At 62.7% G+C, this 24,021-nt stretch carries 23 protein-coding genes; 17 read left to right on the forward strand and 6 right to left on the reverse strand.

Annotated features, from left to right (window positions below; genetic code table 11):
- Nucleotides 1-30: 30 nt before the first annotated feature.
- Nucleotides 31-1,920 (forward strand): ABC transporter ATP-binding protein/permease, encoded by a 1,890-nt coding sequence (locus DFO46_RS10835; protein ID WP_120277280.1) that lies wholly within the window; start codon nucleotides 31-33, stop codon nucleotides 1,918-1,920.
- Nucleotides 1,921-1,936: 16 nt separating this feature from the next.
- Here the strand turns inward: DFO46_RS10835 and DFO46_RS10840 are convergent, their stop codons facing one another.
- Nucleotides 1,937-3,115 (reverse strand): GGDEF domain-containing protein, encoded by a 1,179-nt coding sequence (locus tag DFO46_RS10840; RefSeq protein ID WP_120277281.1) that lies wholly within the window; start codon nucleotides 3,113-3,115, stop codon nucleotides 1,937-1,939.
- 335 nt (nucleotides 3,116-3,450) lie between these two features.
- On the opposite strand from DFO46_RS10840, the gene DFO46_RS10845 reads away from it, so the two are divergent.
- The 3 genes from DFO46_RS10845 (at nucleotide 3,451) to DFO46_RS23890 (ending at nucleotide 5,355) form a co-directional block, all read left to right on the forward strand.
- Complete coding sequence (locus DFO46_RS10845; RefSeq protein WP_120277282.1) at nucleotides 3,451-4,149, forward strand: phosphatidylserine decarboxylase; 699 nt, start codon at nucleotides 3,451-3,453, stop codon at nucleotides 4,147-4,149.
- An 11-nt stretch (nucleotides 4,150-4,160) separates the two neighbouring features.
- Nucleotides 4,161-5,021 (forward strand): CDP-diacylglycerol--serine O-phosphatidyltransferase, encoded by an 861-nt coding sequence (gene pssA / locus DFO46_RS10850; RefSeq protein ID WP_120277283.1) that lies wholly within the window; start codon nucleotides 4,161-4,163, stop codon nucleotides 5,019-5,021.
- Between the two features lie 196 nt (nucleotides 5,022-5,217).
- Nucleotides 5,218-5,355 carry a hypothetical protein gene (locus DFO46_RS23890; protein ID WP_165826357.1) on the forward strand — a complete coding sequence of 46 codons (138 nt, stop codon included), beginning with the start codon at nucleotides 5,218-5,220 and terminating at the stop codon, nucleotides 5,353-5,355.
- Nucleotides 5,356-5,374: 19 nt separating this feature from the next.
- Here DFO46_RS23890 and DFO46_RS10855 read toward each other — a convergent pair whose 3' ends face one another.
- A complete protein-coding gene (locus tag DFO46_RS10855) occupies nucleotides 5,375-6,139 on the reverse strand; it encodes an SOS response-associated peptidase (protein ID WP_120277284.1) in 765 nt (254 codons plus the stop codon).
- A gap of 131 nt (nucleotides 6,140-6,270) precedes the next feature.
- Between DFO46_RS10855 and DFO46_RS10860 the strand changes: the two genes are divergently transcribed.
- From DFO46_RS10860 to DFO46_RS10900, 9 genes are all read left to right on the forward strand, one after another.
- Nucleotides 6,271-6,696 carry an NUDIX hydrolase gene (locus DFO46_RS10860; protein WP_120277285.1) on the forward strand — a complete coding sequence of 142 codons (426 nt, stop codon included), beginning with the start codon at nucleotides 6,271-6,273 and terminating at the stop codon, nucleotides 6,694-6,696.
- A 1-nt stretch (nucleotide 6,697) separates the two neighbouring features.
- Nucleotides 6,698-7,123 carry a TIGR02301 family protein gene (locus tag DFO46_RS10865; protein ID WP_110793546.1) on the forward strand — a complete coding sequence of 142 codons (426 nt, stop codon included), beginning with the start codon at nucleotides 6,698-6,700 and terminating at the stop codon, nucleotides 7,121-7,123.
- A gap of 96 nt (nucleotides 7,124-7,219) precedes the next feature.
- On the forward strand, nucleotides 7,220-7,477 hold the full coding sequence (locus DFO46_RS10870) for a hypothetical protein (protein ID WP_162750548.1): 258 nt from the start codon (nucleotides 7,220-7,222) through the stop codon (nucleotides 7,475-7,477).
- Nucleotides 7,478-7,499: 22 nt separating this feature from the next.
- Nucleotides 7,500-8,249 carry a hypothetical protein gene (locus DFO46_RS10875; protein WP_110793548.1) on the forward strand — a complete coding sequence of 250 codons (750 nt, stop codon included), beginning with the start codon at nucleotides 7,500-7,502 and terminating at the stop codon, nucleotides 8,247-8,249.
- 107 nt (nucleotides 8,250-8,356) lie between these two features.
- The gene (locus DFO46_RS10880; protein ID WP_120277286.1) at nucleotides 8,357-9,196 is read left to right on the forward strand and encodes a folate-binding protein YgfZ; all 840 of its coding nucleotides are present in this window, start codon (nucleotides 8,357-8,359) and stop codon (nucleotides 9,194-9,196) included.
- A gap of 6 nt (nucleotides 9,197-9,202) precedes the next feature.
- Nucleotides 9,203-9,829, forward strand: a complete 627-nt coding sequence (locus tag DFO46_RS10885; protein WP_120278213.1) for an HD family hydrolase — start codon at nucleotides 9,203-9,205, stop codon at nucleotides 9,827-9,829.
- Nucleotides 9,826-10,362 carry a tyrosine phosphatase family protein gene (locus DFO46_RS10890; protein ID WP_120277287.1) on the forward strand — a complete coding sequence of 179 codons (537 nt, stop codon included), beginning with the start codon at nucleotides 9,826-9,828 and terminating at the stop codon, nucleotides 10,360-10,362. Before DFO46_RS10885 ends, DFO46_RS10890 begins: the two co-directional genes overlap by 4 nt.
- Nucleotides 10,359-11,339 carry an NAD regulator gene (locus tag DFO46_RS10895; RefSeq protein ID WP_120277288.1) on the forward strand — a complete coding sequence of 327 codons (981 nt, stop codon included), beginning with the start codon at nucleotides 10,359-10,361 and terminating at the stop codon, nucleotides 11,337-11,339. Before DFO46_RS10890 ends, DFO46_RS10895 begins: the two co-directional genes overlap by 4 nt.
- A gap of 59 nt (nucleotides 11,340-11,398) precedes the next feature.
- Nucleotides 11,399-12,214 (forward strand): mechanosensitive ion channel family protein, encoded by an 816-nt coding sequence (locus DFO46_RS10900; RefSeq protein ID WP_120277289.1) that lies wholly within the window; start codon nucleotides 11,399-11,401, stop codon nucleotides 12,212-12,214.
- Between the two features lie 129 nt (nucleotides 12,215-12,343).
- On the opposite strand, the gene DFO46_RS10905 is transcribed toward DFO46_RS10900, so the two are convergent.
- From DFO46_RS10905 to nadA, 4 genes are all read right to left on the reverse strand, one after another.
- Nucleotides 12,344-12,907 carry an EF-hand domain-containing protein gene (locus DFO46_RS10905; RefSeq protein WP_120277290.1) on the reverse strand — a complete coding sequence of 188 codons (564 nt, stop codon included), beginning with the start codon at nucleotides 12,905-12,907 and terminating at the stop codon, nucleotides 12,344-12,346.
- Between the two features lie 236 nt (nucleotides 12,908-13,143).
- Complete coding sequence (gene nadC / locus DFO46_RS10910; RefSeq protein ID WP_120277291.1) at nucleotides 13,144-14,049, reverse strand: carboxylating nicotinate-nucleotide diphosphorylase; 906 nt, start codon at nucleotides 14,047-14,049, stop codon at nucleotides 13,144-13,146.
- Between the two features lie 29 nt (nucleotides 14,050-14,078).
- A complete protein-coding gene (locus tag DFO46_RS10915; protein ID WP_183041874.1) occupies nucleotides 14,079-15,671 on the reverse strand; it encodes an L-aspartate oxidase in 1,593 nt (530 codons plus the stop codon).
- A gap of 27 nt (nucleotides 15,672-15,698) precedes the next feature.
- Nucleotides 15,699-16,769, reverse strand: coding sequence for a quinolinate synthase NadA (nadA, locus tag DFO46_RS10920; RefSeq protein WP_120277292.1), 1,071 nt, complete (start codon nucleotides 16,767-16,769; stop codon nucleotides 15,699-15,701).
- A 228-nt stretch (nucleotides 16,770-16,997) separates the two neighbouring features.
- Here nadA and DFO46_RS10925 point away from each other — a divergent pair, with 228 nt between their 5' ends.
- The 4 genes from DFO46_RS10925 to DFO46_RS10945 all read left to right on the forward strand — a co-directional run bounded on the left by DFO46_RS10925 (nucleotide 16,998) and on the right by DFO46_RS10945 (nucleotide 23,916).
- Nucleotides 16,998-20,675 (forward strand): DUF2339 domain-containing protein, encoded by a 3,678-nt coding sequence (locus tag DFO46_RS10925; protein WP_183041875.1) that lies wholly within the window; start codon nucleotides 16,998-17,000, stop codon nucleotides 20,673-20,675.
- 79 nt (nucleotides 20,676-20,754) lie between these two features.
- Nucleotides 20,755-21,408: an HD domain-containing protein gene (locus tag DFO46_RS10930; RefSeq protein WP_245422549.1), complete on the forward strand. Its 654-nt coding sequence runs from the start codon at nucleotides 20,755-20,757 to the stop codon at nucleotides 21,406-21,408.
- 10 nt (nucleotides 21,409-21,418) lie between these two features.
- Nucleotides 21,419-22,264 (forward strand): MOSC domain-containing protein, encoded by an 846-nt coding sequence (locus DFO46_RS10935; protein ID WP_120277294.1) that lies wholly within the window; start codon nucleotides 21,419-21,421, stop codon nucleotides 22,262-22,264.
- A 431-nt stretch (nucleotides 22,265-22,695) separates the two neighbouring features.
- The gene (locus DFO46_RS10945) at nucleotides 22,696-23,916 is read left to right on the forward strand and encodes an MFS transporter (protein WP_110793559.1); all 1,221 of its coding nucleotides are present in this window, start codon (nucleotides 22,696-22,698) and stop codon (nucleotides 23,914-23,916) included.
- Nucleotides 23,917-24,021 lie beyond the last annotated feature (105 nt).

The raw sequence follows: 24,021 nt of genomic DNA on the forward strand, positions 1-24,021 counted from the left end.
TATCTGGACAGCGGACTGACGGGGACTGGAATGGCGGACAAGAAGAAGAAGACCGTATCGGCCGACTCCGGCAATCCGACGGAAACGCTGGTCAACCTGTGGCCCTATATGTGGCCGGCGGACCGGATGGACCTGAAGATGCGCGTGGTCTGGGCGACGGTCTTCCTGATCGTGTCCAAGTTCGTGCTGATCCTCGTCCCCTATTTCTTCAAATGGGCGACCGATGCGCTGAACGGCAGGCTCGACATGGCGGGCATTCTCCCCGCCTTCCTGCTCGGTGCCGTCGCCCTCGTCGTGTTCTACAACGTCACCCGCATCGCCCAGGTCGGCCTCAACCAGCTGCGCGACGCGCTGTTTGCCAGTGTCGGCCAGCATGCGGTCCGCCAGCTCGCCTACAAGACCTTCGTGCATATGCACCAGCTGTCGCTGCGCTTTCACCTGGAGCGCAAGACCGGCGGTCTGTCGCGCATCATCGAGCGCGGCACCAAGGGCATCGAAACGATCGTGCGCTTCACGATCCTCAACTCGATCCCCACGCTCATCGAATTCCTGCTGACGGCTGCGATCTTCTGGTGGACTTACGGCTTCTCCTACCTCGCCGTCACCGCCTTCACCGTCTGGGCCTATATCTGGTTCACCATCCGGGCGTCGGACTGGCGCATCGGCATTCGTCGCGCGATGAACGACAGCGACACGGACGCCAACACGAAGGCGATCGACTCGCTCTTGAACTTCGAGACCGTCAAGTATTTCGGCAACGAGGAGATGGAAGCCAAGCGCTTCGATGCGTCGATGGCACGTTACGAGAAGTCGGCGACCCAGGTCTGGACTTCGCTCGGCTGGCTGAACTTCGGCCAAGGCGTCATCTTCGGCATCGGCACGGCGGTGATCATGGTCATGTCGGCACTCGCCGTGCAGCGCGGTGACCAGACGATCGGCGACTTCGTCTTCGTGAATGCTCTGCTGATGCAGCTCTCGGTGCCGCTCAACTTCATCGGCTTCGTCTATCGCGAAATCCGCCAGGGCCTCACCGATATCGAGCAGATGTTCGACCTGCTTGAGGTCGAAGCCGAAGTGGTCGACAGACCAGGTGCTGCGGCCCTTTCCATCGACAAGGGCGCGATTGCCTTCAAGGACGTGCACTTCCATTACGATCCCGACCGGCCGATCCTGAAAGGCGTGTCCTTCGAGGTACCGGCCGGAAAGACCGTTGCCGTGGTCGGTCCGTCGGGTGCTGGCAAATCGACGATCTCCCGCCTCCTCTACCGCTTCTATGATGTGCAGGAGGGCTCGATCACCATCGACGGCCAGGATGTGCGCGATGTGACGCAGAAATCGCTGCGCTCCGTGATCGGCATGGTGCCGCAGGATACCGTGCTGTTCAACGATACCATCGCCTACAATATCCGCTACGGACGCCCTGCCGCATCGGATGCCGAGATCGAGCAGGCGACCGAAGTGGCGCAGATCGCCCGTTTCATCAAGGAACTGCCCGAGGGCTACAATACCAAGGTCGGAGAGCGGGGCCTGAAACTCTCCGGCGGTGAAAAGCAGCGCGTAGCGATTGCCCGCACCGTTCTGAAGGCCCCGCCGATCCTGATCCTCGACGAGGCAACCTCGGCGCTTGACACGACGACGGAACACGAGATCCAGTCAGCACTCGACGTGGTCTCCAAGAACCGCACGACGCTGGTGATTGCCCATCGCCTGTCCACCGTCGTCAATGCCGACGAGATCATCGTGCTGAAGGGCGGCGAGATTGCCGAGCGCGGCAGCCATGCCGTGCTCCTCGAACAGAACGGGCTTTACGCCTCGATGTGGAACCGCCAGCGGGAAGCGACGCAGGCCGAAGAGCGGCTCCGTCAGGTCCGCGAAAGCGACGAACTCGGTGTGGTGGTCCGCCGCCCGCCTGCCGTCTGACAAGGACCAGTCGGCGTCACTCGGCGAGGTAGAGCCGATTGCGGCCGTCGCGCTTGGCCTGATAGAGCGCGATGTCGGCGCGGCGCAGCGCCTGGTCGATCGTCTCCTCCGACGGATTGAAGTATGCGAGACCGGCACTGATCGTGCCGGCGGCACCGGCGCCGGTCTGAACCTGGCAATAGCGGGCAATGTCCTGGCGGGCCGTTTCCAGCATGTCGTATGCGGTCGGAACAGCCTGCTCCGGGAAGAAGGCGAAGAACTCCTCGCCGCCCGCACGGGCGACCAGCATGCCCTCTGCCTCCTGTGACCGCAGGGTGTCGACGATCGAGCAGAGAGTTACGTCTCCTTCCGCGTGACCCAGCTCATCGTTGATCGACTTGAAATGGTCGATATCGATCACGGCAACCGCGAGGATCGTTTCACGCTTCGCAGCCGCGATCTGTTCGGACGCCACCTGGAAGAACTTGCGGCGGTTGGCGGCATTGGTGAGTGGATCCCGCTCGGCGGCTTCGATCAGCCGGGATTCCAGTTCCTTGCGCTCCGTAATGTCGATGATGACGCCGGTGACGCCGCGGATCTCGCCTCTTTCCGAATCGAGACGAGCCTTGTGCACCATGATGTGGCGCATGCCGGTCTCGGGCAGGCAGACATCCGTTTCCGTGCGCATGACGCCGCCCTGGCGCAACAGCTGCAGGTCGGAGGCGTGATAGGCCTCGGCCATCTCGGGCGGGACGAAATCCTGCAGCCGCTGTCCGAGGACCCGGTCGCTGCTCAAGCCGAGGAAATTCCCGAAGGCCGCATTGCAGACGAGATATCGTCCCTCCACATCCTTCACGTAGATCGGGGTCGGCAATTGGTCGAGCCCATGCTGCCAGATGTCCAGTTTTGCCTGCATGTCCTGACGCCAGCGTTCTTCACGCTGGCGCAGTTGCAGATGCCGCCTGGCGCGCAGCAGGCAGGAGACGAGTTGTCGCGGGTCCATCTCACAAAGGATGTCGTCGGCGCCGGCTCCGAAGAGATCGGCCTGCAATGCCGCATCCGCCTCCTGGACAGTCAGCGCAACCAGATAGACGGTGTCCTGGTGCATGGCTCGAAGACGAGCAAGTTCGTGGCCGCGCGAGCCTGTGCCAATCGAAACGAAACAGACGGCACCTGGCGCAATGTCGGCAGGATTGGAGATGAAGACGGCGCGCAAAGGCTCAAGGATCCCTGGCGCGGGTCGTCCTTTCAGACAGAACCAGCACAAGTCATCAGCGGAACCTGGGTCCGTCAGTTCTTTGCTCTTCAAAGCAGTTCGCAAGTTGGATTCCTTGGGCGGCAGCGACAGAATTCGCTTATGCAGTCACCCTTTTTTTAGGGGGTAATTATTGACAGAGTCTCGACAATCTCTCTTTCCACCATTTTTTTCCGAGACCGTCGGATAAGGCAGCCAATCCGTCGCTGGCGAGAGTTGATTTGCGTCCCGGCATTGCCCCTGCCGATCTTTCGGGGTAGTCACGGGCAACCCCTTTTTCAAAGATTGAGGAACTCATGGATCTGCTGGAAACCATACGCAAGACGATCGTGCCGGTGCACAAGGAAGGCTATCCTTTCGTCGCTGCCTTCTTCGTCGCGTCGCTGGTGCTCGGCTGGCTCTGGGACCCCTTGTTCTGGGTCGGTCTCATCCTGACGCTCTGGTGTGCCTATTTCTTCCGCGACCCGGAACGTGTGACGCCGCAGGACGACGATCTGGTGATCAGCCCGGCCGATGGTCGCGTCTCCTCCGTGCAGATGAGCCTACCGCCGGAAGAACTGCAGCTCGGCCACGAACCGATGCTGCGCATCACCGTGTTCATGAACGTGTTCAACTGCCATGTGAACCGCGCCCCGATGCGCGGCCGGGTGACGACCATCGCCTACAAGGAAGGCGAGTTCCTGAATGCCGAACTCGACAAGGCGAGCACCGACAACGAGCGCAACGGCCTCGTCATCGAAACCCGCCACGGCGCCATCGGCGTCGTGCAGATCGCCGGCCTTGTCGCGCGCCGCATCATTTGCTGGACCAATCCCAACGAACCGCTGGATGCCGGTGAGCGCTTCGGCCTGATCCGCTTCGGCTCGCGGCTTGACGTCTTCCTGCCGGCCGGCGCCGAGCCGCGCGTCTCCGTCGGCCAGACGGCGATCGCCGGTGAGACCGTGCTTGCCGAATTCGGCTCGACCAAGGGTCCGGTCATAAGCCGCCGCGCTTGATGGAGGGCGAGATGGACGCACCGAACAGCACGCTCGACGAACGCACCCCACCGGCTGCGGCTCCGAATGCGCGCGGCCCACGACTGCGTGAAATTCCGCTTCGCCTCGTCATCCCCAACCTGATTACGGTGCTTGCGATCTGCGCAGGCCTCACAGGGATCCGGCTTGCCTTCGAAAACCGCTACGAGCTTGCGGTCTCCATGGTGCTGCTGGCTGCCTTTCTGGATGGCATCGACGGCCGGATCGCGCGCATGATGAAGGCAACGTCGAAATTCGGCGCGCAGATGGATTCGCTCGCCGACATCATCAATTTCGGCGTGGCGCCCGCTCTCGTGCTCTATGTCTATGTTCTCGATCAGGCCCGCTCTCTGGGCTGGATCGCGGCGCTCATCTACACGATCGCTGCCGGTCTGCGGCTTGCTCGCTTCAACGTCATGGCCGATCGCGAGACGAAGGCGCCCTGGCAATCGGAGTTCTTCGTCGGCGTTCCAGCGCCGGCTGGAGCGGCCCTGGTGCTGCTGCCTGTCTATATCGGCTTCCTCCAGTTCGAGCTGACCCTGCCGTTTGCCTATGCGAGCGCGGTCTATACGATCGTGATCGCCTATCTCCTGGTCAGCCGGTTGCCGGTCTGGTCGGGCAAGTCCGAGACCAGCCATATCCGCCGCGATCTCGTCTTCCCGATGATTCTCGGTGTCGTGCTTTACGTTGCCCTGCTGATGAGCTTCACCTGGGAAGTTCTGGTGGTGACGGTGGTGCTTTATCTCTGCTCGCTGCCGATCGGCGCACGCAACTGGCACAAGCGCTACGGGACGCTGACGATCGGGGAAGAAAGCGCCGAAAAGGGGCTCTCGGAAATAGATCGCGGCGTGTGAAAACCCCGAAAACTTAACGAAAAATTTACAAACCGAGCCCCGCCAAGCCAAAAAGCTTGCGCGGGGCTCTCGTTTTGTTTCGCTTTTGTCGAAATTTGACTTGAGTCACAGACTCGGTCACGCTTTTGTCATGTTCTCCACAGAGAGAGCCGCACAACAAAATGCCGGGTCAGGAATCATCCAGAGGACAATGACAATGTCGAACGCAAACGAAGCCGAGCAGCAGAAGCCGGCAAATCAGAATCTCGCCGCCAACTACCGACCGCTGGCCCTCAAGGCCGTTGTCGCCGCGGCTCTGATGCTGAAGCGCAAGCCGACCCCCAAGGTCGCCTGAGGCGCTTCGCCTCTCGTCGCTAAAACAGGTTCATCTGTCCGTCGTCAGGCTTTGCCGCGACGGGCTTCTGGAGCTGTGCGCGCGGAACGACCGGCATCTGTAGTTCCGGGCCGACATTGGCGACCTTGTTGACGAGATCGGACACTGGAATGGCCTCAAACAGGTCTTCCTGGGCCGGTTTCATCAGATCGACGACGTCGCGGGGCTCGCCGTTGCGGCAGTCCAGCCAGCGGGTGAAATCCTCCGGCGCGATGACCACGGGCATGCGGTCATGGATCGCGCCAATCGTCTTGTTGGCCCCGACCGTGAGGATGCAGCCGGTATCGAGTTCGGCCCCATCCTTCGACATGTAGGTTTCCATCAATCCGGCAAAACACACCACCCCGCCCTGACGCGGGCGGATCCAGTAGGCCTGGGGCTTTTCGCCGCTTTCCTTCGACGGGCGGTGCCATTCGTAAAAGCCTGACGTCGGCACAAGGATGCGGCGATGACGCATGGCGGCCCGGAACGAAGCCTTTTCGATGGCCGTCTCGGAGCGTGCATTGATCAGCAGTGTGAATTCGGCAGGATCTTTCACCCAGGACGGGATCAGGCCCCAGCGTACAAGGACCGCAAGGCGGTCTGGCCGGTTGCTGCCCGGTTCGGTCGGTGGCCCCGCCACCACCACGAGGATCGGCTGCGTCGGGGCGATGTTGTAGCGCGCCGGAAAACCTTCCAGTTCCATCAGGCCGAGAATTTCGCGCACCTCTTCCGGGCTCGCGGTCAGAGCAAAACGTCCGCACATCCGATTTTCATGGCAGCCGATCTCCCGAGGGTCAAGCGCCGGTCGCGCTTGCGGGCTTGGCGAAAAGCCGCGATATTCGCCCGCGTCGCTGCTTCGTTTCCGGGCAGCGCCAATGACTGGAGCCGTCCCGCATGAACCAACCCCGCCTCGCCTCCTCTGCCATCGTCGAACGGGCCGGGCGCTTTCTCCTCGTGCGCCGGAGCAATCCGCCGGCAGCCGATCTCTATGCCTTTCCCGGCGGACGGGCAGAGCCCGGCGAAACACCGGCCGAAACGGCACTGCGCGAACTGGAGGAAGAGACAGGCGTCGTCGGGCGAAATCCGCGCCTGTTCGAAACCTATGAACTCCTGCCCGAAGTCGGCGTGGCCGGCAGCCATTATCTGCTCTCGGTCTTTCGGGTGGATGCGGACAGCGACAGCGTGGCCGTGGCGCGCAGCGACGCCGCCGATGCCGGCTGGTTCCTTCCGGAGGAGATCGAGGATCTGCCAGTGCCACCCAGCGTGCGCGACTGCGTCCAGAAGCTCGTCGCATCATCCGCCGCCGAGGGGAGAGGCTGACATGGCGCATTTCACCAAACGGTCTTCCATCTTTCTGGCAGCCGCCATGCTCACCGCAATCAGTGCGGCTGCGCAGGACGCCACGATTGTTAGCCCCCCTCCACCGGTCGAAACGGAGAAGCCGACACCCTATGACGACCGACTCGGGCGGCTATCGGAGATCGTCGGGGCGGTGCATTACCTGCGCAACCTCTGCAATGCATCCGGAGAACCGGAATGGCGGCAATCGCTCCAGGCTCTGCTGGAAACCGAGACGAAAGACGAGCCAAAACGCCGGGCAAAGCTGACAGCGGCCTACAACCGCGGGTACCGGTCATTTGCCGCAGTCTATACCTCTTGCACCCAGGCCGCAGTTCGTGCAGAGGAGAATTACCGTATCGAAGGCGCAACACTCGCCACAGAAATTACCGCCCGCTATGGAAATTAACGATTAATTCACCTCTTTTGGCCTCACCCCGTGTCGTTTTGGCAAAAGGCTGATACGGTCGTTAAGACCTGAGTAAGAGTGCTTCGAGGAATGCCCATGGAACCGCGCCGCAACGAGATCGACGACATGATCGTTCACGAGAAGATGCAGGCTGCGCTCGAATATCAGAACGAGGCCTGGGCCGACGGCATGGCCGACGGAATCGAACCCGAGATCATCGCCGATGCAGCCTTTGCACTGGCGATGCGCGAAACCATCCGCATCCATGGCGAACACGGCGCCGAGGCCATCCTCGACGCCCTCAAGACCCGTCTCTTGGCCGGCGAATTCTCGCCCGAGCGCCGGGTTCAGTAAAACACGACGGCAGAGGCTCATAATGACGATTTCTTCGCGGGTCAGGCTCATCTGCTTGACAGGCGCGCTGGCACTATCGGTCACCAGCCTACCCCTCTCTTGGCCGATGCCGGCCTACGCGCTCTCCGACATCAAGGACATCACACCGCACCCGCCGGAGGAACAGACACCTTCGGCTCCAGGCCCCGTGCCCGGCGAGGATGAGAGCCCCGCCGACGACGCCTTTCCGGTCATTCCCGATCCGGACCCACTGATCAAAAACCCGGAAACGGAACAGGCGGACCCGGCAACGTCGGAGGAGCCGGCACCGGAAGTGATCTACGACATCGAAAAGGCGCCCGAGCCGGTGCGCCGCATGCGCAAGCTGATCATGGATGCAGCCGCCAGCGGTGATATCCAGGCGTTGAAGCCGCTGTTCGATGTCGGACCGAATCAGACTCAGATCCCTCTGCAGACGCCGGAGCAGGATCCGATTGCCGCGCTCAAGGGCCTGTCTGGCGATGACGAGGGACAGGAGATCTTGGCAATCCTGCTTGATGTGCTGTCGACCGGCTTCGTGCAACTCGACAAGGGCACGCCTGACGAAGCCTATGTCTGGCCCTATTTCGCCGGCAAGTCGCTCGCCCTTTTGACCCCGCGCGAGAAGGTCGAACTGCTCAGGATCGTGACCGCCGGCGATGTGGCGGAGATGCAGGAACAGGGCAATTACAATTTCTTCCGCGTCGGAATCAGCCCTGACGGCCGGTGGAAATTCTTCAACGTCGGCGACTGACGCTCAAACATCCGCGCTCGCCAAACTGTGGGCTGTGACGTCACGCGCTTGTCGGTTAGACTTGGGGCTCTTAAGTCTGCCGCCAGCGCAACATCACGGTGACTCTCATGCCTTCAGCCTTCCTGCCCGACCGGGCCTTCGTCCATGTTGGCGGTGCAGATGCAGACCATTTCCTGCAAAACCTGATCACGACCGATCTCGGCAGCCTGGCCGCCGGCGAGGCACGCCCCGGTGCATTGCTCACTCCCCAGGGCAAGATCCTCTTCGACTTTCTGATCTGGCGCGACGGGGACGGTTTTGTGCTGGACACCGCTCTAGAGCAGCAGGACGCGCTGATCCGTCGGCTGACCATGTACAAGCTGCGCGCAGCCGTCACACTATCGGCCGGCACGCAAACAGGTGCCACGGCCATCTGGGGCAGCGATGACGAAAGCGGCGTTGCCGACCTTCGCTTCGCACTCGCCGGAACACCTGTGCGGCGGATCGTCGGCAAGGTCGGAGAACCCGGCGATGTATCCGGCTATGCCGCATTGCGGATCCTCAATGGTGTCGTCGAATCGGGTTCCGATTTTGCCCTGCAAGACGCCTTCCCGCACGACATCCTTTTCGACAAGTCCGGTGGCGTTTCCTTCCGCAAGGGGTGTTATGTCGGCCAGGAGGTGGTCTCGCGCATGCAGCACCGCTCCACGGCACGCCGGCGCGTGGTCATTGTCTCGGCAGAGCAGCCGTTGCCCGCGACCGGCACAGAGATCACCGCCGACGGCAAGCCGATCGGCGCGCTTGGCACGGTTGCCGGGACACGTGCGCTTGCGATCGTGCGCATCGACAAGGCCGGCGAGGCGATGAGCAAAGGCACCGCCGTGCTTGCGGCCGATGTGCCGCTCAGCCTCACCTTGCCCGTCTGGACCGGCCTCGCCTTCCCTTCGGCTACGGCTGAGGACGCCTGAGGCATGATCGAGACCGCCAAGATCCCGGGACGGGCCTGGCAGCGCATGCTGTCTGGCCGCCGTCTCGACCTGCTCGATCCCTCGCCGCTCGACGTCGAAATCTCCGACATCGCCCATGGCCTCGCCCGTGTTGCCCGCTGGAATGGGCAGACGTCGGGTGATCACGCCTTTTCCGTTGCCCAGCACAGCCTGATCGTCGAGGATATCTTTCGTCGGTCCTGTCCCAAGGCGACCGCCGACGATCTTTTGGTGGCGCTTTTGCATGACGGGCCGGAATATGTCATCGGCGACATGATCTCGCCCTTCAAGGCCGTTGTCGGCGGCGGCTACAAGGTGGTGGAGAAGCGGCTGGAAGCCGCCATTCACCTGCGCTTCGGGCTGCCGGCCCATCCGAAAGCGGCGCTCAAGGACCAGATCAAGAAGGCCGACATGATCTCCGCCTATTTCGAGGCCACCGTGCTTGCCGGATTTGCGGAAGCCGAAGCGCGGAAATTCTTCGGCCAGCCGAAGGGCTTCACCCGTGACACGATCCTGATCGATCCGCTGCCGGCCTATCAGGCCCAGGCGAAATTTCTCGAGCGTTTCGAGGCGATCGAGGCGGAGCGGCAGGCCGCCACCAGGGGGCTCCGATGAGCGTCATCGTGGTTGCCCCGCTCGCCCGGATCGCGGAAATGGCCGTGCGCCACAAGGCGTCAGAGATGATCAGCCTGCTCGCTGCCAACCAGGATTTTCACCGGCCCGCCGTGATCCGGGCGGAGCGACACCTGAAGCTCGGCATGAACGACATCACCTTTGCCGGCACCGGCGACCTGATCGCGCCGCAGGAGGCGCATGTGGCTGAGATCATCGCGTTCGCCCGCAGCTGGGACCAGTCGGCACCGCTCATCGTGCATTGCTGGATGGGAGTCTCTCGTTCGCCGGCGGCCGCGATGATCGCGAGCCTTGCGGTGCATCCCGAAGATGACGACGATGCCCTGGCACGGCGTCTGCGGGAGGCCTCGCCCTATGCGACCCCCAATATGCGCCTCGTTGAAATCGGCGACGCCATGCTCGGGCGGGAAGGACGTTTCGCCCGTGCCGTGAAGGCGCTTGGCCGGGGCGCGGATACCGACGGCAACCAGCCCTTCGTGCTGCCACTTCCGGCGCGCGAGCCGGTCGCGCCATGAGTGCGGCGGCCGATATCGAGATCGGCCTCAATGCCGCGATCGTGGCGATCGCCGAGGGGCAACCGCGCCTGCTGGTCGTGCCTGCAGGGTCAGGCGCGCTCGACGCCCTGCCCTTCGGCCCCTTCGACCCGACCCGGCACCGGACCATGGAAATGTCGCTGCGCCAGACCGTGGAGGCGCAGACGGCCCTGCAGCTTGGCTATATCGAGCAGCTCTACACCTTCGGCGATCGCGGCCGCCACACCATGCCCGGTGACAGCGGGCCGCATGTCGTTTCGGTCGGTTATCTGGCGCTGACCCGGCTTGAGGCCGAGGGGGTGGCCCGACTGGAGACATCCGGGGCGGCCTGGCGCGACTGGTATGGCTTCCTGCCCTGGGAGGACTGGCGCCAGGGGCGACCTGGCCTGATTGATCAGTCAATCCTGCCGGCCTTGCGGGACTGGGCCGAGGAACCGCTGGACGAGTCGACGGGCGGACCTGCGATCTCGCGACGCTCGCGGCTGAAGCTCGCCTTCGGTCTCGACGATTTCCCGTTCGACGAGGAACGTGTGCTGGAGCGCTACGAACTTCTCTACGAGGCCGGCCTGCTGGATGAAGCCGTGTCGGACGGCCGTCTTGCCCGCCGAAGGGTCACCGTTCCGCTCGGGCGGCCGATGCGGCATGATCACCGGCGGATCGCGGCCACGGCGCTGGCGCGGCTGCGCAGCAAGATCAAATACCGCCCGGTCGTCTTCGAACTGATGCCACCGCAATTTACGCTGACGGCATTGCAGTCGACCGTTGAGGCGATCTCGGGTCGGCATCTGCACAAGCAGAATTTTCGCCGGCTGGTGGAAGGGGCCGAACTCGTCGAGGCGACCGGGTCGACAGAGGCTGCGACGGGTGGGAGACCGGCAGCGCTCTTCCGCTTCCGCCGGCAGATCCTCGAAGAGCGCCCTGCGCCCGGTCTGAAACTCGGCGGTCGCTCCGCCGGTTGACCCTTGGAACTTGCGCCCCATTTAGCCCGTGAGATCATCAAAGCGGGACACAAGACGGCATGGAGCAACAGGCAAGCGAAGTCATTCTGGCATCCCAGGCGGCACTGACCCAGGCAAGCCGCCTGGCGGTCGATTATTCCTTTTCCATCCTCGGCGCCCTGCTGTTGCTCGGGCTCGGCTGGTGGTTGTCTGCGCTGGTGAGCCGATGGACGCATGCGGGCCTTCTTCGGCTGCGCGGCTTTGACGAAACGCTCGCCCGCTTCTTTGCCAATGTCGTGCGTTATGCGGCCCTCATTCTCGTCTTCGTCACAGTGCTTGGCCAGTTCGGTGTTCAGACGGCCTCGATCATCGCAGCACTTGGTGCCGCAGGCCTCGCCATCGGCCTTGCCTTGCAAGGCACGCTGCAGAATATCGCGGCGGGCATCATGCTCCTGGTGCTGCGGCCCTTCCGGGTCGGCGAATATATCGAGACGGGTGCCATCACCGGTACGGTGGTCGAGATCGGTCTATTCGCCACAGAACTCCGCACGCCCGATGGGCTCTACCGGCTGGCTCCGAACTCCATTCTGTGGAATGTGCCGATCACCAATTTCAGCCGCCACCAGACGCGACGGGCCGAACTCAAGGTCAACATCGACAATTCCGACAAGATCGATGAGGCCGAAGCCATTCTGCGCGCGCAGGCTGAAGCCGATCCCCGTGTTCTCACTGAGCTCGGCGTCTCGACGCATGTCGAGCAACTGGCCGGAAGTGGGGTGGTGCTGACGCTCTGGTACTGGACCCGGAGCAGTGAGTTCGGAAGAACCTCACAGGACCTGATGAAGGCCGTGAAGACGACGCTGGATCGCAACGGGATTACCCGAGCGCCTGCCTGAGGTCGCACAGACCTAGCGTCACTTCCATGACCCGGTTGCTCGAAGGTGAGCAACCCAAAAGCGAAAGACGCAGGCTGCCGCCACAGCCTGCGTCCGGGACACTGACAGATCGCTCTTCGATCCGCAGGGTCAAGCCTGTTGCGCGTCGCCGCCATTCTCGCGATAGGCGTTAATGACACGCTCCATCTCGGCAAGGATGTCGAAGATGCTGACCGTATCCTCCGCCGATGCATCGTATGTGGCATCATCCAGCGACTGAGGAGCATCCGCGAACCCGGCGGTAAACGCCTCTTCGGTCAGAAAGCCGGTCTGTTCGGTGTCGAGTTCGGCGAAGTCGGCGGTCGCCTCTTCCTCGCTGACGTCTTCCGGCCGCGCGGCAACATACTCGTCCTGGGTAATCCGGCCATCGCCATCGGCATCGATGGCGCTGAAGAGATCACGGGCGTCGAGCGCGGGTTCGCTCTCTGCATCCATGGAGGATATCTGCAGGAGCATGGAAATCATGCTGCCGCGAACCTGCGACTCGCTGCCGGTCGCGGCGTTTTCGCTCGACACGGTCGGGTCCTGGGTGCGGCCCGATTTTGCGGCCTCCAGTTCCTTGTCGCTGATGATGCCGTCACCATTGGTGTCCAGGCTGGAAATGGAAACGCGGCCTGCTGCGCCGCTCTCGCTTGATGAAATGATGCCCGTCATGAAAATCCCCGAAGATCGTGCGAACGCCCATTCTGCTTACGCTCAACTGTGCCGGGCCCACCTTTTCTGGGGTATGGGATTCTCAAAAAACGGTCAAAACTATTAATTGTAGACGATAACTATCGAAGGCTTGGCTTATATAAAGTCAAGCGCCTGAGATGTCTGAACAAGTTCGGAATCGCGCGTCATGCGGCGAGTTTCGGCAATCGATGCTGCAAGCAGAATATCCGTTCTCTTCAGACCAAACTTGAGTCCAATCCGATATCCATTGTTGGTGCTGCCATGGTAATCTTGGAGGTCGAGACGTAATCGACCCCGGTCTCGGCAATGGCGCGGATGGTCTCCAGCGTCACATTGCCCGATGCTTCGAGAATCACGCGTGCTTGGGCAAAGGCATAAACGGCCGGCGTCTGGCCGTGATGGATACGGTTGATCTCAACCGCCTCAGCCAGACGTTCCGGCGTCATGTTGTCGAGCAGGATCACATCAGGGCCGGCCTCCAGCGCCTGACGCATCTGCTCGAGGCTGTCCACCTCCACTTCCACCTTGACCAGATGGCCGGCATAGGCGCGGGCGGCGGCAATCGCCGGGCCGACGCCGCCTGATACCGCGATGTGGTTGTCCTTGATCAGGATCGCGTCATCAAGGCCGTAGCGATGGTTCGAGCCACCGCCGAGCCGGACCGCGTATTTCTCGACCGCCCGCAGACCCGGCAACGTCTTCCGCGTACAGGTGACTCGGGCCTTCGTATGGGCAATCGCATCGGCAAAACGGGCCGTGTAGCTCGCGACGCCGGAGAGATGCATAAGAAAATTGAGCGCGACACGCTCCGCCGAGAGCACCGATCGGGCGGTTCCTTCGACCCTGGCAAGCGGCTGGCCGGGCGCGACACGGTCGCCGTCCGTCACCAGTGCCTCGAAACGCACGGCAGGATCGATCAGCCGGAAGGCGGTTTCCGCCAGCACAAGGCCTGCGACCACACCCGGATCGCGACCATTGATGGTCATGCGGGCGGTCTTTTCGGGGCCGATCGTGGCATAGGTGGTGATATCGCCCGCCCGGCCAAGATCTTCGAGGAGGGCATTGCGCACGAGGTCTTCGACCATCAGCGGCGACAATTGCGGGCGGAAGCTCTGTGGCATCGATGGGGGCATGACCTTGTCCTTTCCAATCAGCCGACGATCTCGGCGGCGATACGATCCGCCTCACGAAGCGTCAGATAGGTGCGGCGATGCCAGGCATCGCTGGTATCAGGATAGTCCGAGCGCATTTGTGCTCCCCGACTTTCCGTGCGCTGCAGGGCGCCGACGGCAATCAGCTTTGCAGTGGCCGCGATGTTGGAAAAACGCACACGCGGGCGCTCCTGATCGAGCCGGGCGAGTTCGCGGATCAACGTCTTCAGCCCTTCCTCGTTGCGGATCACGCCGGCATGCGTGCTCATCAGGCGGCGCAATTCCTTGAGTTCAGCACTGTCTTCGAGGGTGACGAGATCATCGTTCTCGCCGGCGGCCTTCGGCCATTCGTAAAGCGTGGATTCCGGCAGCATGCCCTTGATGCTGTCTGCAATGCGGCCGGCAAAGACGACGGCTTCCAGAAGCGAATTCGAGGCGAGCCGGTTGGCGCCATGCACCCCGCTCGAGGTGACTTCGCCGGCCGCCCACAGACCGTCGAGCGAGCTGCGCCCATCGGCATCCACGGCAATGCCGCCCATGTGGTAATGCACGGCGGGGACGACCGGGATCGGTTGGACCGCCGGATCGATGCCGGCCGCGGTGCAGGACGCGTAGACGGTCGGGAAATGCTCGGCGAACTGTTTGCCGATGGCCTTGGTGCAATCGAGGAAGGCGCCGCGACCGGCAGCGACCTCGGCGAAGACGCCGCGGGCGACGATGTCACGCGGGGCAAGCTCGGCATCGGCATGCAGATCGGTCATGAAGCGGTGCCCGGCCCGGTTGACGAGAACAGCGCCATCGCCGCGCAGGGCTTCCGTCGCGAGTGGCGCAGGATCCTGGCCGATGTCGATGGCGGTCGGGTGGAACTGGACGAATTCCGGATCGGCAATGACGGCACCGGCCTTGGCCGCCATGCCGACGCCGGTTCCCCGCGCCTCGGCCGGATTGGTGGTGACGGCATAGAGGTGGCCGACGCCACCGGAGCAGAGCACGACGGCGCGCGCGGGAAAGGCGACCCGTGCCGTCGACTGGCCCGCATCGGGACGGGCAATCACGCCGGAGACGAAGCGGCCCTCGGCAATCAGCTCCTCGACGACATAACCTTCCATGACACGGATCGACGGCGTGCGGCGCACCGCCGCAATCAGAGCCTCCATGATGGCCCCGCCGGCCCGGTCGCCTGCGACCCGCACGATGCGGCGCTCGGAATGGGCCGCCTCGCGCGACAGCAGCAGATGGCCTTCGAGATCACGGTCGAAGGGCACGCCATAGGCGAGCAGATCATGGATGCGATCCGGACCTTCCGAGATCATCAGCCGGGCGATCTTCTCCTCGACCAGACCGGCACCGGCTGCGACCGTATCGGCGAGGTGTTTGTCAAAACTGTCGCCTGGGCTCATGGCGGCGGCAATGCCGCCTTGCGCCCAGGCCGAAGACGCGCCCTGCCCGATCGGGGCGGCGGCCAGCACCGTCACCGGGCGTGGCGCGAGTTTCAGCGCGCAGAAGAGACCCGCAAGGCCGCCACCGACGATGACGATATCGTCGATGCCCTGCCAGGATTGCGGCCGCATGGATTCAAGATTGGTCGGCATTCAGCCCTCCCGGCCGGCAGCACTGCCTCAATTCTTCAGATTGATCATCCGTTCGACGGCCAGCCGTGCGCGGCCGGCAATCGTGGGATCAACCGTCACTTCCTCCGTCATGAACAACAGGCTGTCGAGGATCTTCGGCAGGGTGATGCGCTTCATGTGCGGACAGAGATTGCAGGGCTTGACGAAATCGACGTCGGGCACTTCGACCTGGATGTTGGAGGCCATCGAGCATTCGGTGACGAGCAGCACGCGCTGCGGCCGCTTCGTCTTGACGTAGTCGATCATGCCCTTGGTCGAACCAGCATAATCGGAAACAGCGAGCACGCTCGGATGGCATTCGGGATGGGCGACAATTTCGATGCGTGGATCGGCGCGCTTGTATTCCAGGAGTTCGTCGGCCGTGAAGCGCTCATGCACCTCGCAATGGCCCTTCCAGGTGAGGATCTTTTTCGAGGTCTGGTTGGCGACGTTCATCGCCAGATATTCATCGGGGATGCAGAGAACCGTGTCGCTGTCGAAGCTGTTGACCACGTCGACGGCATTGGCCGAGGTGCAGCAGATATCCGTCTCGGCCTTCACGTCGGCCGACGTGTTCACATAGGCGACGACGGGCACACCGGGGTACCGCTCGCGCAGCAGGCGGACATCCGCGCCGGTGATCGATTCCGACAACGAGCAGCCGGCACGGCCGTCGGGGATCAACACGGTCTTTTGCGGATTTAGCAGTTTCGAGGTCTCGGCCATGAAATGCACGCCGCATTGCACGATGATCTCGGCATCGACGCTGACGGCATCACGGGCAAGCTGCAGCGAATCGCCCTTGATGTCGGCGACGCAGTGAAAGATCTCCGGCGTCTGATAATTGTGCGCGAGTATGACGGCGCCACGCTCCTTTTTCACGCGGTTGATCGCGTGAATGTAAGGCGCGAAGACCGGCCATTCGATTTCCGGAATGAAGTCGCGGACGCGCTCGTAAAGATGCGCCGTCTCCTTGGCGACTGCGGGCGTGTAGCTCAGATCCGGGCGCTCCCAGACGCCGAAACGCTCGGCCGCCGTTGCCGCCGATTTGCCTGTGTTCCGCTCGGCTTGCGCTTCCATGGCGACCTCCTCCCGTATTTATGCTCACAATGAGCATAACAAGAGCCAAAGAAAACCGGCTGTTGCCGGTGAATCGGATTTAGAAAGTTTCGGGGGCGAATGCAAGGGGCGGATATCACGCGCTGCGCCACAGATCGGCAGGGTCACGTTACGTGATGCAGGAAGCTTCCCCAAAACGATAAATGGTTTAGGTTGTCCTTGATTTTGCAAGATGCATCGGGGGCGCGCATGTTCGAACTGCTACTGTTGATCTTGATCGGCGTGCTCTTCTTTATGCAAAGGGGATCAGCCGACAGAATGGATCGGCTTGAAAACGAGCTGCGGAGCGTCCGGGAAAAGCTCCTCCGACTGGGCCAGCCGTCTCCATCCATGCGAGCCGCGAGCGAAACCCAAAAGCTCGACGAAGCCGCAGCCGCTCCGATGGAACCGGCGCCACCCACCCCTGCCTGGGGCAAGGTGGAGGCGCTCGAAGCCAAGATCGAAGAGCGGAACAACGCTCAGCTTCTCGCTCAACCAGTGCCGGACACGCCTGAAGAAGGGGGAAGCCCCGCCGAACCGAACTACCTGGCCGATGCGACAATCCCGACAGGATCGTCAATTGCAGCAAACCCGCCCGAAGCGGCAAAGCCGACCGAAACAGTCGTGCCGCGCATCTCAGACAAAGCTGCTCCTCCCTCTGAAAACTTGGAGAATCTGCTCGGGGCTCGCTGGGCGGTGTGGGCCGGTGGTCTGGCGCTGGCGCTCGGCGGTGTCTTCCTGGTGCGGTATTCGATCGAGAGTGGCCTACTCGGCCCCGGCGTGCGGCTGACACTCGCCGCCCTGTTCGGGCTCGCCCTGATCGCCACCGGAGAACTGATCCGCCGAAAGGCACTGCCGAAAGCCGAGGCGCTTTACTCCAACGCCATGGTGCCAGGCATCCTGACGGCAGCTGGCGCGGTCACGCTATTCGGCGCGATCTATGCCGCCCATGGAGTTTACGACTACATCGGGCCGACACTTGCCTTCGTTCTGCTCGCGCTTACCGCCTTTGGCGTACTCGGCCTCTCCCTTTTGCATGGCCAGACACTGGCAGGGCTCGGCCTCGCAGGATCGATGGTAACGCCATTGCTCATCTCGACGACGTCACCGAACCTATGGACGCTGTTCATCTACCTAACTGTCGCACAGGTCACGACATCCATGGCCGCGCGCCTCAAGGGCTGGCTCATCGTACCCGCCCTGGCACAGGCTTTGCTCGGGGTCTGGGCGCTGGTGGCCCTCATCGATTTCAACGACATCACACCCGTCGCCTTGTCGCTGATGGCCATGATCGCAGCCTGGATGCTGATCTGGCCGGGCGCCACGGGTGATGATCCGGCAGATCCTGACGCACCGCTGTCGCTCGAAAGTCTCGGACGGCGTATGGAATCCGGTCAGATCGGGCTCGACGTCACGCTATCTCTCGCCGTCATGCTGCCAGCGATCGCCATGCTAAACCGGAACCTGACGGATCTCTTCCCGCTCTTCGCCTTCGCAGCACTGATCACAGCACTGGCCGCCGCAGGCAGCGCGCGTTTCGGCACTTTCTGGCCGACAGCGATCGCAAGTGCGGGTGCGCTCCTAGGAGCCACTATCGCAACCGGCATGATCGGGCAGGCCCAGACCCTCGTACTCGGCTGGGAGAGCGATGCGACCAGTCTGCCGCCGATCGACATCAATGTGATGTACCTGCTTCTCGGGCTTGCGGCCGTCTTCCTGTTCATCGGCCTTGCCCAGATTCGCCGACGCTTTGCCGACGATCCGTTGTTCTCGACGGTCTGGGCGATCATTGCGGCCATGCTTCCAATCGCACTCACCACGATCAGCTTCGTCTTCTACGGGGTCTATGCCCGCGACTGGCTGCATGCATTCTTCGCTATCGCGCTGGGCGCCGTCCTTCTCGCGGCTTGCGAAATATTCGAGCGCAAAGGTGCCTTGCCCCGCTTCCGACGTGGCGTCGACGTGCTTCTAACAGGAAGTTTTGCCGCCTTTGCGCTTGCCCTGCACGCATTAACCGACGGCGTGGTGACCACGATCCTGCTCGCTCTCCTCGGCTTTGCCTATCTCATGGCAACACGCAAGCGGAGTTGGAGCGGCCTCCCCTGGATCCTTGTCATTTCGCTTGCCGGCGTGCTGTTCCGGATCGGCTGGGATCCGACGCTGGTCGGACCGGACGCCCTCTGGCGCACGCCTGTCTTCAACCAGTTGCTGCCGGGCTACGGCATCCCGGCCCTGCTTGCCGTCTATGGGGCCTATGAGATGCGCAGCTGGCCGGGTGCGCGGGTCCGCAATGCCCTGCAGGGTCTGGCCAGCCTACTCGGCCTGCTCACTGTCGCAATCCTGGTGCGGCACGCAATGAATGGCGGCGTCCTGGATTCCACTGTGCCGACACTTGGCGAGCAGTCGATCTACACGCTGCTGGTTGTCGGACTCTCGGGCATCCTGATGACGCTGGATCTAAAATCACCCAGCGCGGCCTTCCGTCTTGGCTCGATGGTGGCGGGTGGTTTGGCGGTCCTGCAGACAGTCAGCCTGCATCTCGGTGCGCTCAATCCGTACTTCAGCGGCGAAAGCACGGGTTCCTGGCCGTTCATCAACCTGCTGCTCATTGGATATCTGCTGCCGGCCATCGGTTATGGCGGGCTCGCCTACTACGCCAGAGACAAGCGCCCCCGGCCCTATGTGATGCTGTTGGCGCTCTCGAGCGCGGCGCTCGCTTTCGCCTGGGTGACACTCACAGTCCGGCGCTATTGGCAGGGCGAGTTCATTTCCTACTGGAAAGGTTTCGGACAGGCCGAAATCTACAGTTATCCGGTTGCATGGCTGGCCATCGGCGTCGCTCTTCTTGTCGTCGGTTCCCGGTTTGAGGCGCGACATCAGCGCCCCTGGCTGAGCTTGCCATGGATCTCGGTCGCATCCCTCGCGGGCATACTGATCCTCATCGGCTGGGATCCGACGCTGGTCGGGGCGGAAGCCTTGTGGCGCACGCCGGTCTTCAACCAGTTGCTGCCCGGCTACGGCATCCCGGCCCTTTTGGCGATCTATGGGGCATACGAGATGCGCAACTGGTCGGACCTTCGCGCCCGCTACGCTCTTCAGGGCTTCGCCAGCCTTCTGAGCCTGCTCACCGTCGCCGTTCTAATCCGCCACGCGATGAATGGCGGTGTGCTTGATTCCTCGACGCCGACGCTTGGCGAACAGTCGATCTACACGCTGCTGGTGATCGGGCTCTCGGGCATCCTGATGACGCTTGATCTCAAATCGCCGAGCCCTGTCTTCCGCTATGGCTCGATGGTCGCGGGCGGGGTCGCCATCGCCCAGACGGTGAGCCTGCATCTCGGTGCGCTCAATCCCTATTTCACGGGCGAGAGCACCGGCAGCTGGCCGCTGATCAACCTGCTGCTGATCGGCTATCTGCTGCCCGGCATCGCCTATGCGGGCCTCGCCTTTTATGCGCGTAACAAGCGGCCCCTGCCCTATGTGGTGCTGCTCGCGCTCTCCGGTGCGGTGCTCGGCTTTGCCTGGGTGACGCTTTCGGTCCGGCGCTTCTGGCAGGGCGAGTTCATCGCCTATTGGAAGGGTTTCGAGCAGGCGGAGACCTATAGCTATTCGGTCGCCTGGCTTGCGATCGGCGTCGGACTGCTTGCACTCGGCTCGCGATTCGATGCCAGAAGCCTGCGCATCGCGTCGGCGGTCATCGTCATCGTGACCGTCGCCAAGGTCTTTCTGGTCGACATGGCGAACCTCGAAGGTGTGCTGCGCGCGCTGTCCTTCATCGGCCTCGGCTTCGTGCTGATCGGTATCGGCCTGTTCTACCAGAAGATCCTCACCTCCAAAACGAAGCCGGCGCCGGCTGTCGAGCCCGAGGAGGAACCGACAGGGATCTGAGTTTTTGCGGATTGCGGCGATGCTGGCAGGCGGGATAGATGGATGCCGCGCCTGCCAGGAATCACCGGGATTTTTTGACGTGACAGATCTTCTCACTGCCGAAGCCTTTGCCCCGCATCAGGCGCTTGCGGCGCAGCTTCTGGCACATGCGACCGAAGGCGATGACGGCTCGCATGACCTCGCCCATATCCACCGGGTGTTTCGCAATGCCATGCGCATCCAGGTCGGCGAAGGCGGGGACGCAGAGGTGCTGGCGGCAGCCGTTCTCCTGCATGATTGCGTGGCGGTCGAGAAGAACTCGCCGCTTAGATCGCAAGCCTCGCGGCTCGCGGCGGAGAAGGCGTCGAGCATTCTGGCTGACCTCGGCTGGCCTGAGGACCGGATCGCCCGCGTGGCCCATGCCGTGCTGACCCACAGTTTTTCCGCCAACATTCCGCCCGAGACGCTGGAAGCCAAAATCCTGCAGGATGCCGACCGGCTGGACGCGATCGGCATGGTCGGCGTGGCGCGCTGCTTCTACATCGCCGGGCGTTTGGGCTCCGGCCTTTATCATCCCGGTGATCCCGGCGCAGATCACCGGCCGCTCGATGACCGGCGTTATGCAATCGACCATTTTCCGGCCAAGCTCTTGAAACTCTCCGACGGCTTCAAGACGGCGACAGGCCGTGTCCTGGCTGAGGAGCGGCACCAGCGGCTCGAGCAGTTTCTCACCCTCTTCCGCGACGAAATCTAAAGGTTATGCCATGCAGATCACCGGGCTTTTCATCTATCCAATCAAGAGTGCTCGGGGCATAACTCTGCCGCAGGCGCGGATCGAGGCCATGGGGCTTGCCGGCGATCGGCGGATGATGCTGGTCGATCCGTCAGGGCATTTCATCACCCAGCGCGAATTGCCCGACCTCGCCCGACTCACAGCCATTCCGGGTGCCGCTTACCTCACGCTCCGGCTCGACGACGGACGCGAGGTCATGGTCGCACCGCCGCGCCCGGAGCATCGGATGGATGTGGCGATCTGGAAATCCATCGTCAGCGCCGCCGTGGCCGACGACAGCGTCAATGCGAAGCTGTCGGCGTGGTTCGGACGGGAGATGAAGCTTGTTTTCATCGATGGCGACAGCCGCCGCATGGCAAGTGCCGAATGGGCAGGCGAGAATTCGCCGATGGCTTTTGCCGATGGCTACCAGATCCTCGTCACCACCACGGGGTCGCTGCGCGCGCTCAACGAGGACATGGAGAAACACGGCGAAGGCTTTGTTGGCATGGAGCGTTTCCGACCGAACATCGTGCTCGATTGCGACGAGCCCTGGGCCGAGGACACCTGGACCGGTCTCGAAATCTCGGGCATCCGCTTCGATTTCGCCAAACCCTGCCCACGCTGCATCATGACCACGCAGGATCAGCAGACCGGCTCACGCGAGGGCGCCAATCCGATGCCGGCCATGGGGCGGATGCGCATGTCGGCCGATCGGCGCGTGGCGGGGCCATTGTTCGGCTGGAACACCGTGCCGCGCGGTGAAGGTCTGGTCTCGGTTGGGGACGCGGTCAGCGTTCTGGGCATGCGTGACGGCTGGGCGATCAAGCAGCGGTGATCGCGGATTACGGGGGCCACCCGCCCTCGTCCTTCGAGGGTCGCTGCGCTCCCACCTCAGGATGAGGGCTGATCGTTTTCGCAACCTCATCCTGAGGCGCCCTCACCAAGTGGGGGCCTCGAAGGCCCCTGCCCACCCTCCGGCCGTCATCCTGAGGCGCCCTCACCAAGCGGGGCCTCGAAGGTCTCTGCCCACCCTCTGGTCCTCATCCTGAGGTGCCCTCGCCAAGCGAGGGCCTCGAAGGACCCTGCCCACCCTCTGGTCCTCATCCTGAGGTGCCCTCGCCAAGCGAGGGCCTCGAAGGATCCGGCCTTGCGCACCCAACCCAAAGCTGACTTTCATCAAATCCCTTGATGAGCAATTCATCAAAAGGCGTTTCCCGTCATGGGTCCGCTGAACTACAGTCAGTCCTCGACAGAGGAGAATCCCCCATGACCGCGACTGCGCGCCACCCGATGCCCTGGCTGATCATTCTTGCCGGATCGCTGATTGCGGTCATGACCTTCGGGCCGCGGTCGGCCATGGGCTTCTTCCAGTTGCCGATGCTCGCCGATCGGGGTTGGGACCGCTCGACCTTCGGCCTCGCCATGGCCTTCCAGAACCTGTTCTGGGGTGTCAGCCAACCCTTCTTCGGGGCCTTGGCGGACAAATACGGCACCGGACGCGTGCTGGTCATGTCCGGCGTGCTCTATGCTGCGGGTCTTCTGATGATGGCCCATGCGAGTGCACCGATCTGGCTGCATATCGGCGGCGGCGTGCTGATCGGTACGGCGATCGGTGCGGGGTCCTTTAGCGTCATCCTCTCGGCCTTTGCCCGCAATGTCACGCCCGAGCAGCGCTCCATGGCGTTCGGCATCGGGACTGCGGCGGGTTCTGCCGGCATGTTCCTGTTTGCCCCCTTGAGCCAGGGCTTCATCTCCGCCTTCGGCTGGTCGGACAGCCTCGTGATCATCGCCGTGATGATGCTGGTCGTGCCGCTGCTTGCCATTCCGCTCCGCGGCAATGCGCAGTCGGGCAGCCAGTCCGGCATGCAGTATCAGCAGACGGTGGCGGAAGCGCTGAAAGAGGCGCTGGCGCACAGGAGCTACCTGCTGCTGACCACCGGCTTCTTCGTCTGCGGCTTCCAGGTGGCGTTCATCACCGCGCATTTCCCCGCCTATCTCGGCGATATCGGCATCGAGCCGCGTTATGCGGTGATTGCCATGGCGCTGATCGGCTTCTTCAACATCATCGGCTCGCTCGCCGCCGGCTGGATCGGCCAACGCTATTCGAAGCCCTATTTCCTCGCCTTCATCTATATCGGCCGCTCGATCACCGTGACGCTTTTCCTGCTCCTGCCGCAGACGCCGACCTCCGTGGTGATCTTCGCCTCGGTGATGGGGCTGCTCTGGCTCTCGACCGTGCCGCCGACAAATGGCCTCGTCGCCATCATGTTCGGCACACGCCATCTCGGCCTGCTCGGCGGGCTGGTCTTCCTGTCGCACCAGATCGGGTCGTTCCTTGGCGTGTGGATGGGCGGTTATCTCTACGACCACTTCGGCACCTATGACCAGGTCTGGTGGCTTGGTGTGGCGCTTGGGATCTTCGCGGCAGTGGTGCATTGGCCGATCCGCGAAAAAGCTGTCGACCGGCCCGCCATGGTCGCGGCGTAATTTTGCCCAAAGTGAGATCATATTTCGGCATTTCATCCATGCCGGATCAAAATTCCCGTGTTTCCGCCTAACGCGGACCGTCACAGAAAATTATTTTATTTTTCT

Source organism: Rhizobium sp. AG855, from assembly GCF_003610655.1.
GTDB classification, from domain to species: domain Bacteria; phylum Pseudomonadota; class Alphaproteobacteria; order Rhizobiales; family Rhizobiaceae; genus Allorhizobium; species Allorhizobium wuzhouense.